Source organism: Wandonia sp. (assembly GCF_984588085.1).
Genome location: NZ_CFIGVI010000018.1, coordinates 1 through 12,742, shown reverse-complemented (window position 1 = coordinate 12,742; position 12,742 = coordinate 1). Strand labels below are relative to the sequence as shown.

Below are 12,742 nucleotides of genomic sequence, written 5' to 3'. Positions count from 1 at the left end.
TTTCGGACAAATTCAGGAACACAATAAACCGTTTAGGATATGAAAAAAATAATTTATGTTTCAATGGCAGCTATAGCACTCGGCTCCTGTAATCAAAATAACGAGGAGAAAAAAGGATCTGCTTTTGTCTATCCGGACACAAAGAAAGTAGATACGGTAGATACGTATTTCGGCACACAGATCGCTGATCCTTATCGTTGGTTAGAAGATGACCGTTCGAAGGAGACTGAAGAATGGGTAAAAGCGCAAAACGAGGTTAGTTTTGGTTACCTGAAGTCCATTCCCTTCCGTCAACAGATTATTGACCGTATGTCTGAAATGTGGAATTACGAACGTATTTCAGCTCCTTTCAAAGAAGGAAAGTACACTTATTATTATAAAAACAACGGGCTGCAGAATCAATCAGTGATCTACCGTAAAGATCAGGATGGAAACGAAGAAGTTTTTCTGGACCCGAATACGTTCTCGAAAGACGGTACAACTTCATTGGGAGGATTAAACTTCTCCAAAGACGGGAGTCTTGCCGCTTACGCCATTTCCGAGGGAGGAAGTGACTGGCGCAAGGTGATTATCATTGATACAGAAACAAAGCAACAAACGGAAGATACGTTACGTGACATCAAGTTTTCGGGAATTTCCTGGTTGGGGAATGAAGGCTTTTTCTACTCCAGTTATGACAAACCGGAAGGCAGTGAACTTTCTGCCAAAACGGATCAACATAAATTGTATTACCATCAACTCGGAACAGCACAACAATCAGATCAGCTTGTTTTCGGTGGAAAAGAGAAACGTCGTTACGTTGGTGGTTATGTTTCAGAAGATTTGAATTTCCTGTTTATTTCAGCAGCTAACTCTACATCAGGTAACGAATTATATATCAAAGACCTGACAAAGGAAAACAGTCCTATTATTCCGGTTGTTTCTAATTTTGAAAATGACCACTATGTTCTGGAAAATGAAGGAAACAAACTTTATATTGTCACCAACCTGAATGCACCTAACAAACGCATTGTAACGGTTGATGCAACAAATCCAACTATTGAAAACTGGGTTGATTTTATCCCGGAAACCGAACATGTTCTTTCCCCCTCTACAGGAAGCGGCTATTTCTTTGCAAAATACATGAAAGATGCCATCTCACTGGTAAAGCAGTATGATTATTCCGGAAAGCTGGTTCGTGAAGTAGCGCTCCCCGGAATAGGAACAGCAGGTGGTTTCGGAGGAAAGAAAGAAGAACAGACATTGTACTTCTCATTTACTAATTATATTACTCCCGGGACTATTTACAGTTACAATCCGAAAACAGGGAAATCTGAAATCTACCAACAACCCAAAGTGGCATTTGACGGTAGCCAATATGAGTCAAAACAAGTTTTTTATACCTCAAAAGATGGAACCAAAGTTCCAATGATTATTACGCACAAAAAGGGATTAAAATTGGATGGCACTAATCCAACCATGTTGTACGGATACGGAGGATTTAATATCAGTCTGACTCCTTCATTCAGTATTTCAAATGCACTGTGGATGGAGTTAGGTGGTGTATATGCCGTTCCTAACCTTCGCGGAGGAGGAGAATACGGAAAAGATTGGCACAATGCCGGAACGCAGATGCAAAAACAAAACGTTTTTGATGACTTTATTGCTGCTGCCGAATACCTGATTGCGGAGAAATATACCTCGTCAGACTATCTTGCCATTTCCGGCCGTTCAAACGGTGGATTATTGGTTGGAGCTACTATGACGCAACGTCCTGATTTATTTAAAGTAGCTCTTCCTGGAGTTGGAGTACTTGATATGCTTCGCTACCACACGTTCACTGCTGGAGCCGGATGGGCTTATGATTACGGAACGTCAGAAGACTCTAAAGAAATGTTTGAGTATCTGAAAGGATACTCTCCTGTTCACAATGTAAAAGAGGGAGTAACTTATCCGGCAACAATGGTTACGACAGGTGATCATGATGACCGCGTGGTTCCTGCTCATTCCTTCAAGTTTGCAGCTGAACTTCAGGCGAAACACAAAGGAGAGAATCCGGTGATTATTCGTATTGATGTAAACGCAGGACATGGAGCCGGAAAACCTGTTTCCATGACAATTGAAGAATATTCGGATATGCTTGCTTTCGCCCTGTACAATATGGGAATAGAAAAGTTATAAAATACTCCTGTATATTACTTATTACCAACACCGGGGAAGCATTTTCTCCGGTGTTTTTGTATCCATACCAATTGATTCTTCTTCGTTTTTGTCCGCTTCATAAAATTGACGTAAATTTGCAGCGATTATGAACCAGTACAAGAAAGTTGCATTTTATACGCTAGGTTGTAAACTGAATTTTTCGGAAACATCAACCATCTCGCGCCTTTTTGAAGACGCAGGCTTCGCTAAAGTTGATATGAGCGAAGGTCCTGATATTTTTGTTCTGAACACCTGTTCGGTAACTGAAAATGCAGATAAAAAATGTAAACAACTGGTCAAAAAGGTGATGAAAACAAATCCCGATACCTTTGTTATTGTTGTCGGGTGTTACGCACAGTTAAAACCGGAGGAAATTGCTAAAATCCCCGGAGTGGATATTGTTCTCGGAGCGAATGAGAAGTTCAATGTCCTTGAACATTTGGAAAACCTTGAAAAACAGGAGCAGGCTAAAGTTGCCTACGAAAATATTAAGAACACGAAAGAATTTGTTCCCTCATTCTCCTATGGTGACCGTACCCGTAGCTTTTTAAAGATTCAGGATGGATGTGATTATTTCTGTACATTCTGCACGATTCCGCTCGCACGGGGTAAAAGTCGTAATGCATCTATCCGGGAGACTATAGATGAAGCAAAAAAAATTGCGGAAACAGAAATCAAAGAGGTTGTATTAACTGGTGTAAACATTGGTGATTTTGGTCAGGGCGGAGAGGAAAATTTCTTTGGACTGGTTCAGGAGTTGGACAAAGTAGAAGGTATTGATCGTTTCCGTATTTCATCCATAGAACCCAACTTACTCAGTAATGAAATCATTGAGTTTTGTTTGAATCACTCGCAACGTTTTGTGCCGCATTTTCACATTCCGTTACAATCCGGTTCGAATAAACTCCTGAAAGCTATGCGTCGCAAATACGAGCGTGAACTATATGCTGACCGTGTAGCTAAAATAAAGGAGTTGAATCCGCAAACCTGTATCGGTGTAGATGTAATTGTTGGTTTCCCCGGTGAAACAGATGATGAGTTTATGGAAACCTATAATTTCCTCACTGAATTAGACATTTCGTATTTGCATGTTTTCACCTATTCGGAACGCGCCAAAACAACAGCCATAAAAATGGATGAAGTTGTTCCTATGGATAAAAGAAAGGAACGTAGCCGTATGTTACACATCCTCTCCGAAAAGAAAAAACGGGCATTTTATGAATCGGTGGTAGGTAATACCGGACGTGTTTTAGTCGAAGCTGAAGAAGAAAACGGATATATGAATGGCTTTACGGAAAACTACGTAAAAGTCAAAATTCCCTATAATCCGGATCTTGCCAATACATTCGTTGATGTAACTCTTTCGGAAATTGACCGGGATGGAATCATGAAGGTCACTACGAAAGATACGGTTCTAACGCACTAAGCTGGTTATCCCTATCTAAAAAGAATCCAAAACACTAATAAACACCTGTTTGTATTTTTGGCATGAGTTTTGTTTTAATCTTTTCAAACACAAAAACGTCAGGTCATGAAAAGATTATTACTCACAGGAATTATCATCGCGATAGGGATGAATTTCGCAGCAGCTTTCCCAAATTATCCGGGTAACCAAACAGCTAATCTGACCTTAACAACTTCAGAAGCAGGTCGTTTTATGTTTGAACTGAACGGATTCAGTCAACAATCAAATGGCAACACACTGTATCTGAATAACATTCAGCAAGGAAATCACTCACTTCGAATTTTCAGATGGAGACGTAGTTTTGGTCCGCACCAGGGATACTGGGATGTAGTATACCAGGGACAACTCCAGATCCCCGCTAACAGTCATGTTATTGCCAGCTGGAATCAATGGAACGGTCTTCATGCAAGCATTACACCATTGCATCAGCAACCGGTTCCTCCCGTACAGATTTGCCCTCCGCATCCAAATACACCGCCTATGAACGGACATCATCCCGGAAACGGACATGGATACGGTTGGAACAATCACTATGGAATGGGTATGCAGCCTCAGGTTTTTCAGGGATTTTTACACCAACTCAGAAAGGCATCTTTTGACAGTAACCGAGTAAATCTTGCGAAAAATGCTATTCGTTCCAGTGGAATTAGTGTTCAACAACTCCAACAAGTATTAAGAACATTTGACTTTGACAGTAATCGTCTTGAAGTAGCTCAATATGCATATGCATACACAGCCGACCAACAAAATTACTTTTTACTTCATAACTCGTTTGATTTTGAAAGTAATGCCGATCACCTGATGAATAGTCTGAATTAGACGAAAACAAAAATGCCCGGTCTAACCAACCGGGCATTTATTTTTATAGTGTTTCTTTTAAATCTCTTCTGCCAGTTCCAGTTTTCCGGAACGTTTGTTCAGCCAGGTCATTTGCCCGATTGAATACAGGAAAACCAGACCAAATCCGATAAACAACATCGCATGGAAAGGAATCAATCCATAATCACCCATGACGATTCCAAATACCACAGCTCCCAAAAACACAAGTGATAAAAGACCTTCTAATACGGTTACAAGATTGATCTTTTTCTCAACATATTTATTGGCTTTCCAGTCTTGTTTTCCACTTGAAATATTAAACTTAGGTGTTCGGACAAATGAGGATTTAATACCAAAGTATCCTTCCATAACAGCAATCGTATTGTGCAACGATAACCCCATCGAAACAGTAAGGAACTGAATAAATCTACCTATAAACCGAATAAAAGACAAAACAGAATTATTCGTTTTATCTCTGTAAGATAACCAGTAATACACCATCAGAAATACAGTCGATAAGATAAAGAAAGACCCTACCATCATCACTGTATCGTACTTATCCGTAGAAGCTTTAATCAACAGCACCGGAATACTTAAAATAGCTGTGAAAAAGATAAAGACAAAAACAGAACTATTGAACAAGTGTGCCAGTCCGTGAATACGATCTGAGAATTTAAGCCCTCTTGTTGTAAGCAATGTTTTTGACATCTTACGGAAGCACTCTGCTCCACCTTTCGTCCATCTAAACTGCTGATTTTTCAAGGCAGACATAGCAACCGGTAACTCAGCAGGTGCCGTAACGTTTTCAAGATACCTGAACTTCCAGCCTTTCATCTGAGCACGATAAGAAAGATCCAAATCTTCTGTAAGCGTATCGTGTTCCCAACCTCCGGCATCGGAAATTGTTTTCTTACGCCATACACCACCTGTACCGTTAAAGTTGATATAGTGTCCGGCGGCATTTCTTCCCGATTGTTCAATACTGAAGTGAGCATTCAGACCAAAAGCCTGTAACTCTGTCAAAAGAGAATAGTTTTTATTGATATGAGACCAACGCGTTTGCACAACCCCTACTTTAGGATCATCAAAGTACGGAATTGTCTCCATCAGGAAATTTGGATTGGGAAGAAAATCCGCATCAAAAATGGCAATAAATTCTCCCTTTACTTTATCCATCGCCTCGGCTAAAGCTCCTGCTTTATATCCTGTACGGTTTGTACGGTGAATATGATGGATATCGATTCCTGTTGCTCTTATCTCAGCTACTTTCTTTGCAATAACATCTACCGTCTCATCCGTAGAGTCATCCAGAACCTGAATTTCGAAACGATCTCTCGGATAATCAAAACGTGCCACAGTTTCAATCAAGCGCTCAACGACATACAACTCATTGAAAACGGGCAATTGAACAGTGACAAAAGGAGCATTCTCCAGATCAAAATCCGGACGTTTCATTTTATCACGTTTTCGTTTACTTCTCCAATAGGAAATAGCCAGTGAAAGCTGTAAAACACTGTAACAGAAAATTAATAGCAACGCTAATCCGTACAATGACAGCACCACATAATTTACCAAGTCAACCATCCGTTTTTAACCATGTATTATTCAACATCTTGAAGTAGTCAGCAGGAACCCAACACCACGCCCCAACCGCCAATTCCGGTGACAAAGGTAAATTAATCTATGGTTTTTAAGAAATTTTAAGAAATTAATTACTCCCTGATTTCTTATGCGTGCTGTGATTTACTGTATCACCCGCTTTATTCCTGCAACATTTTGTATCTTGCACCGTCATTTGGAAGTACTATGAGCGGAATTTTTCAGAAATCCTATTTTCAGATTGGTATTCTTCTGATACTAAAGCTTATCATTTCTCTTTTTTTTATTCGTTCATTTTCAATTGATCTGGACGAACCTTTTTCTATTTTTTACAGTCAACAATCTATCCCGGAACTTTTCACGCTTTTTGAAAATGAGAATAATCCCCCCCTCCATTTTGTTTTACTACATTTCTGGATAGAGTGGTTCGGGATAAGTCCGGTAGCCGTTCGCTCTCTGTCCCTGATCTTCGGATTATGTACGATTCCACTTATCTATAGGGCAGGACAAAAAACAGGAGGCAATACGGTTGGGTTGATTGCCGGAACTTTTTTCGTTTTCTCTAATTTTCACTTTTATCACGATCTTGAAGCGCGACCTTACCCCTTACTTGTATTTGGTTATGCACTTCTAATTCTGCTTTTACTGAAAGCGAATAAAGAAGTTTCTGTAAAAAATCACCTGGTAACCGGTTTAACACTCAGTGCGCTATTCTATACACATTATATTTCTCCCGTTATTATAGCAGCAACCGGTTGTATGTTTCTGTATTTTGCTTTCACAGAACGGGAAAAGAAAAAGCGTGTTCAGCGTATTACCCAACTAGTGTTGGTACTGATTCCTACCGTATTGATTACTTCAGCTCCTATTCTTCGCTTGTTAGCTATTCGGATATCTCACGTCAATGAGACGGGGACATGGGTTCCTGCGGCACAATGGACTGAATTGTATGGTCAAATCAATAAGTTCTTTAACGGAAAGTATGTCATGATCTTTCTTTTACTTTGGGGAGTTTTTTTCCTCTATGAAAAAAGAAAATTCCTCGTATCTTCTTTTACTCGGATAAATTTCAGACACCCGGTGGCCATCCTGATGCTTTTTTTTCTCGTAACTTACCTTCCTCTTTTCGGACTTTCCTTTTTCTGGCATGTCCATCTGTTTCTTGACCGTTATTTATTTTTTCTTTCTCTTCCACTTTATCTGATTGTCGCTTATTTTTTCACAAGTTCTTCCAGAGCATTAAGATGGTCTGCTCTCCTGCCCGTTTTTACTTTTTGTCTCTTTTTTAATCCGGGGAAAGGAAACAACCGGGAAACCGATAAAATTGCAGAATACCTGAAAACATCAAAAGGCTCCATACTTATCAGCCCCCCGACATTTGACCTTACACTTATCTATCACTATAACCCCGAATGGTTTCAGGAAATGATACATGGAAAAGACTTGTTTCCCCATAACCTTTTCCCTGTTTATTCCATGCAGGAAATCCCGGATACAAATGCGCTCATCTTCCCGATTCAATACCTGGATGCGGACAGTAAATTCGGTTTGGGAAATGAACAATTACGAAAACAACTGGACGAAATGTATTTACCTGTAGACAGTAGTCGCTTTAAAGGTAATTATTCTGTTATTCGCTACGAGAAAAAGAAATAGTGTTTGGCATTTAGTTTCCTTCCGGCAATGCTGTAGCTGTTTCTCCTGATTCAGAATCAACTAAAATTTCAGCTTCCTCATCTTCTCTGCTTCGTCTTCTTTTGTCTATCCAGTAATAAATCAAAAGAGAAACCAACATTATCAGGTAAAGCACATAATCAAACAACGATACATCCTCTAAAATATAGGTACTGTTTAAAAAGAAAACAATCAATAACGGGTATGCTACTAACACCGGAAACATAAAATACCTGTATATCTTTTTCTTTCGCCACAGCAGAATTAAACCGGCCAGATAAACAACCCATACAATAATCATTATAAAAGCCAGCGTTTCGTACGCCTCTCTGAAGTTATCCACTCCTAACTCCACTCCCCTTCTTGTAATCATCTTTTTGAGACGTAAAGCCCCTCGGATATTTTCTAAAAAATGGATCGATAAGTAAGCAGAAATATACCAGAAGAAAAACAAGCTGGCAGCCACCAGGTGCGTAAAGAAATAAGAGCGTGTCAACAGGTCAGGTCGATCTTTTCCAAAAACAAAACGGAACAAACGCTGCATCAAGGACAATGCATCCGGATTATTAATATCAATATTTAACTTTTCCTTAATCACAGTGCGAATATATAAGAATTAGCCTTGTTCCGCCATGAAAACAATCTCAAATTGAGATAATTTATACCAACCCCATTCATTTATACTACGTCCTTTCACAAAATATGTTTTTCTTTGCATTGATGAGAAATATTGCTACGGTTATACTAATTGTTATACTTTTCGCCTCCTGCCGAAAGGAAAAAGCTTCCTGGGACAGCGACTGGCGGATTCCGCTGATACATGACTCACTAACCCTGAGTAAACTTGTAACAGATTCGATACTGGACATTAATACTGATGGAAGTTACCAGCTGGTTATCAATCGTGATTTACTAAATCTCAATATTGATTCATTGCTTCGGCTTCCGGACACGGTTATTCGGCAAAATGTGGCTATAGCAGTATCAGAAGTAAATGTTCCTCCGGGATTCAGCTTTCTGAATCAGACGGAAGATCATACATTCGAAGTGGCCGATCTCATACTCAAAAAGGTAGTACTTGCGAGTGGAATTGCAGACATTAAAATTTCCTCACCGATTAGCGCTCCGACTATACTTACACTTACCCTTCCTTCCGTTAAAAAGGATGGTGTTGTCTACTCCAAAACGATCAACGCTCCTCCCGGCAGCCTTTCTTCACCAAGTATAACAAGTGAAGTTCTTGACCTAAGTGGATATGAGATTGATCTCACCGGACAAGACGGAAGTTCTTTCAATATTATCCAATCACAGGTATCGGTTAGTTCTGATCCAAACGGAGATCCGGTCACCGTAACCAACCAGGATACAGTTCGGTTCAATGTCGAATTTAAGAGTCTTACACCATCGTATGCACGCGGTTATTTTGGTAATCAATCCTTCAGTGATACAACAACCTTTGATTTTGACCTCATGAATTCGATTGTAGCCGGGGCAATTGACCTGGAGAACATTTCGTTAAATATTCGTGTTGAAAATGGTCTAAAAACAAGTGCCCGGGCTAAATTTACACACGTTCAAAATGATGGAATATCTGGTTCAAGTGTAGGACTTTCTCACCCGGAACTTGGTCCATGGATTTGGTTAAATCAGGCGACAGGTGACTGGAACTCTCTTGTTCCATCCGTTCACAACATTCAGTTTGATCAGAGCAATTCTACGATTGAAGCTTTCCTTGAGAATATTCCTAAATTCATGCGGGTAGGTTATGCCTTTGAACTAAATCCCTGGGGAAATACCAGTGGTGGTTATGATGAATTTTTCAGTCACAGTACTGTGCGGGCTTTTCTAACAGCGAATATGCCGCTTGCAATCGGAATGAATAATCTGACGTATGCCGATACTTTTGCTTTGAATTACGACAATTCGCAGGGAACAATCAGTGTGAAAAGTGGTGCTATTGAAATTGAAGCCAGCAATTCATACTCATTTGATGCGGATCTCCATCTTGAATTTCTGGATGCTAATAACGCTGTACTTTTCCAGAAATCCGGCGATCAGAAAATCAAAGGATCAACGTCCCTTGCCAATAGTACTCCGGATGTCGAAAAATCGAAAATTCGTATTACGTTATCAGAGGAAGAAACCAGTAAGCTGAAAGACCTCGAAAACCTTGTCGTAAAAGCCGTATTTGACACTCCGCAATCCGGAAGTATCAGTACATTCTATGACGGACAATTTATTGCTTTCAAGTTATTTACCAACCTTAAACTGACGGTAAAATTCTAAGGAACACATGAACAACAGATTTATTTCAGGATGCATTACTTTTCTTCTGGGAATTAACTTCACAACCGCTCAGGAGATTCTCCCTCTTCAACACGACACATCATACTTTAAAGGTGAGTTTATTGTTCACGGAGATGCTTTCTATCACAGCAACACAATTCGAACTGAATTTGCCAACACACTACTCTGGGGTGGCTACATCACAGACGAAATGAAAGATGCGTCTCTGAAAAATGCTGCCGGGCGTCCCCGTAACCGATTCGGCGGAACCTTTTCATCCGGACTGGAATATCGAAATTACACTGTGAACTTATTCGGTAAAGAAGATTGGGGCTTTTTAGTAAAAGCCGGATATGAAATTTACGCCGGAGCTCAATTTACACGCGATGCATTTTCTCTTCTATTCAAAGGAAACGCTCACGTAACGAATAATATGGCTGACCTAACGGATTTACGTTTCGATCAGATAACTTATCAGAAAATCGGATTCGGAGTCGTTGATAAACGATCAAAAAGTGCTATATCCCTCAACTTTGTCAATGCACAGAGCTTTACAAAGATGCATTTTGTGAACGGGGAATACAGGCAATCACCTCAAACGGACTCTGTCAGTCTTCTTTTGAAAGGAGATTATTCTTCTGCATCCGGAGGTATGTCAAATGGACTGGGGTTTGCGCTGGATGCTGACTTCCGGATCGAAATTCCCTGGGGAAAAGCAAAAACGGCTTATATCCGTTTAAAAGCGGAAAATATTGGAGTCGCTTTCTTTAACAATCAAACAAAAAACTATTCGCTGGATACCATGTATCGCTACTCTGGTTTCGAGATCAGTGAACTGACGAGTTCTTTCGGGAACGGAAACGAAGAGTTCAGTTTGGCTGATTCTTTGAATCTCCGACCTTCAGAAGGGGGAAAAGCTGTTTGGTTACCCGGTTATATTCAGTTAGCAAAAATTGTAGACCGAACTAATCCGGCCAAACTTCAACCTTTCTTTGGGATCAATGTGTATACAAACGCTATTTATCTTCCACAGGTATTTGCCGGAATTCACTACCAACCCCACCCGGTTATTGCGATCGGAGCGCAGGCTTCCTACGGAGGTTTCGGTGAATTGAGGGGTGGTTTTTATTTAGACCTGAAACTGGGACAATTTTATCTTGGTGTAGGAACACAAGACGTTTACGGAGCTGTTTCTAAAAACGGATTAGGACAATCATTAACAGGACGCATCACATGGAAAATAGATTAATACTTATTATCACGTTATTCTTTTCCGGATTTAGCTTCGGACAGATTTCCTTTTTTAAAACGTATGGAGAGAATGGTTTTGACTACGGTCAGGGACTGGTTCAGTTGGATGATTCCAGCTATGTGATAACCGGGGCTTCCAGTAGTTTTCAGGATGCACCTTCCAGAGCTTTTCTTCTCAAAGTAGACAGTATGGGAACCTATCTCTGGTCCCGTTCTTACGGAGGAGACAGATCAGACTGGGGACGCCGGGTATTTCATAAAGAGAATGTAGGCTTCTGGATCGCCGGATATTCCAACAGTTTTAGTAATTATTCTGATTTCGATTTTTACCTGATAAAAACAGATGAATCCGGAGAACCTGAATGGGAGCGCACCTATGGATCAGATGATTGGGAACGACTATGGGATGCTGTTCTTCTACAGGATGAAGGTCTATTTATGGTCGGGGAAACCGACGGACTTATGAGTCAGGAAGAGGATTTGTATATGGTTCGTACACAAGCTAACGGAGACACACTTTGGACCAAGTATATTCGCACAGCAGGAAAGGATATCGGTTACTCTGCGATCAATTTTTCGGACACAACCGTTCTTATTGGTGGAATTTCTTCTTCTATCACAGATACGAAAACCGGGTATCTGGCACTTATACATATCAATTCGGGAGAAATTCTCTGGGAAAAATTTCATGGAGCAGGTGGAACAGCTGCTTTCAGAAGTCTATACGAATTCAATTCGAACGTATACGGTGTAGGAGAAATGACATTAGATGGAGAAAACCAAAGGGATCACTGGATGACCAAACTGGACAGTAACGGTGATATCTTGTATGAAAACACAGACAGCCGTCCGGAAGATGACTTTCTGAGCAATGTTGCTGTGCGTGATATGAACAGTATGTTTATTACCGCCTGGATTGATGAGGATATTTACCCGAACGGACCGGATCTTTTATTTGCAAAGTACCATACTGATATGTATTGGAATGGAACCTCTTCATTTTTCTCAGGAGAAAACCCGGATGAATGCCATCAAATGATTATTTCAAAAGACGGTGGAGCTGTTTTAGTCGGATTCGGAATGGACCCATCCTGGACAAATGGCGGTTCTGCAATTACACTGATCAAAGTAGGTCCCGGTGAAGAAATTCCTTCCGGGATTACAAGTGATCAAACACTCGTTTATCTATCCGAAAACGAAAATTCTGCAACTATAACCGTTTTCCCTAACCCGGTACGCTCTGCCCTTCAGATTCAAGTACCTGAAAATTGGGAATCGGCAAACTATCAATTGATTGATCCCTCCGGAAGATCTGTCAAATCGGGTACTATCTCCTCTTCGTTAGATGTATCTGACCTGGAAAGTGGAATGTACTTTCTACGGATTATTCAAGAAGACAAATTTGTTGGTGTGCGGATTGTGAAAGAATAAGGTTCTATCAAGCATTTTCTTGTTGAACTTATTCAG

The 12,742-nt window shown here is 40.3% G+C and carries 9 protein-coding genes; 7 read left to right on the top strand and 2 right to left on the bottom strand.

From position 1 onward, the window contains the following. The first annotated feature begins 39 nt into the window (after positions 1-39). The 3 genes from AC4PL9_RS08735 (at position 40) to AC4PL9_RS08725 (ending at position 4,465) form a co-directional block, all read left to right on the top strand. Positions 40-2,160 (top strand): prolyl oligopeptidase family serine peptidase, encoded by a 2,121-nt coding sequence (locus AC4PL9_RS08735; RefSeq protein WP_491604368.1) that lies wholly within the window; start codon positions 40-42, stop codon positions 2,158-2,160. Between the two features lie 127 nt (positions 2,161-2,287). After that, the gene (mtaB, locus tag AC4PL9_RS08730) at positions 2,288-3,607 is read left to right on the top strand and encodes a tRNA (N(6)-L-threonylcarbamoyladenosine(37)-C(2))-methylthiotransferase MtaB (protein ID WP_491604367.1); all 1,320 of its coding nucleotides are present in this window, start codon (positions 2,288-2,290) and stop codon (positions 3,605-3,607) included. Between the two features lie 105 nt (positions 3,608-3,712). Continuing rightward, positions 3,713-4,465, top strand: a complete 753-nt coding sequence (locus AC4PL9_RS08725; RefSeq protein WP_491604366.1) for a proline and serine-rich protein 1 family protein — start codon at positions 3,713-3,715, stop codon at positions 4,463-4,465. Positions 4,466-4,522: 57 nt separating this feature from the next. Here AC4PL9_RS08725 and AC4PL9_RS08720 read toward each other — a convergent pair whose 3' ends face one another. Continuing rightward, positions 4,523-6,049, bottom strand: coding sequence for a cellulose synthase family protein (locus AC4PL9_RS08720; protein ID WP_491604365.1), 1,527 nt, complete (start codon positions 6,047-6,049; stop codon positions 4,523-4,525). A 222-nt stretch (positions 6,050-6,271) separates the two neighbouring features. Between AC4PL9_RS08720 and AC4PL9_RS08715 the strand changes: the two genes are divergently transcribed. Beyond that, positions 6,272-7,720 carry a glycosyltransferase family 39 protein gene (locus AC4PL9_RS08715; RefSeq protein ID WP_491604364.1) on the top strand — a complete coding sequence of 483 codons (1,449 nt, stop codon included), beginning with the start codon at positions 6,272-6,274 and terminating at the stop codon, positions 7,718-7,720. Positions 7,721-7,730: 10 nt separating this feature from the next. Here the strand turns inward: AC4PL9_RS08715 and AC4PL9_RS08710 are convergent, their stop codons facing one another. Further along, positions 7,731-8,336, bottom strand: coding sequence for a hypothetical protein (locus tag AC4PL9_RS08710; protein WP_491604363.1), 606 nt, complete (start codon positions 8,334-8,336; stop codon positions 7,731-7,733). Positions 8,337-8,440: 104 nt separating this feature from the next. Here AC4PL9_RS08710 and AC4PL9_RS08705 point away from each other — a divergent pair, with 104 nt between their 5' ends. Genes AC4PL9_RS08705 through AC4PL9_RS08695 form a run of 3 tightly spaced genes read left to right on the top strand, consistent with a single transcriptional unit; the run spans position 8,441 to position 12,706 of the window. After that, complete coding sequence (locus AC4PL9_RS08705) at positions 8,441-10,024, top strand: hypothetical protein (protein ID WP_491604362.1); 1,584 nt, start codon at positions 8,441-8,443, stop codon at positions 10,022-10,024. Between the two features lie 7 nt (positions 10,025-10,031). Next, a complete protein-coding gene (locus tag AC4PL9_RS08700; RefSeq protein ID WP_491604361.1) occupies positions 10,032-11,273 on the top strand; it encodes a DUF5723 family protein in 1,242 nt (413 codons plus the stop codon). Beyond that, positions 11,258-12,706: a T9SS type A sorting domain-containing protein gene (locus tag AC4PL9_RS08695; protein WP_491604360.1), complete on the top strand. Its 1,449-nt coding sequence runs from the start codon at positions 11,258-11,260 to the stop codon at positions 12,704-12,706. The genes AC4PL9_RS08700 and AC4PL9_RS08695 overlap by 16 nt, the downstream gene beginning before the upstream one ends. The last annotated feature ends 36 nt before the right edge of the window (positions 12,707-12,742 follow it).

Excerpts from the sequence above, each read along its gene's own strand:
- AC4PL9_RS08735 (WP_491604368.1), top strand. The coding sequence starts at position 40 with ATGAAAAAAATAATTTATGTTTCAATGGCAGCTATAGCACTCGGCTCC.
- mtaB (WP_491604367.1), top strand. The coding sequence starts at position 2,288 with ATGAACCAGTACAAGAAAGTTGCATTTTATACGCTAGGTTGTAAACTG.
- AC4PL9_RS08725 (WP_491604366.1), top strand. The coding sequence starts at position 3,713 with ATGAAAAGATTATTACTCACAGGAATTATCATCGCGATAGGGATGAAT.
- AC4PL9_RS08720 (WP_491604365.1), bottom strand. The coding sequence starts at position 6,049 with ATGGTTGACTTGGTAAATTATGTGGTGCTGTCATTGTACGGATTAGCG.
- AC4PL9_RS08715 (WP_491604364.1), top strand. The coding sequence starts at position 6,272 with ATGAGCGGAATTTTTCAGAAATCCTATTTTCAGATTGGTATTCTTCTG.
- AC4PL9_RS08705 (WP_491604362.1), top strand. The coding sequence starts at position 8,441 with ATGTTTTTCTTTGCATTGATGAGAAATATTGCTACGGTTATACTAATT.
- AC4PL9_RS08700 (WP_491604361.1), top strand. The coding sequence starts at position 10,032 with ATGAACAACAGATTTATTTCAGGATGCATTACTTTTCTTCTGGGAATT.
- AC4PL9_RS08695 (WP_491604360.1), top strand. The coding sequence starts at position 11,258 with ATGGAAAATAGATTAATACTTATTATCACGTTATTCTTTTCCGGATTT.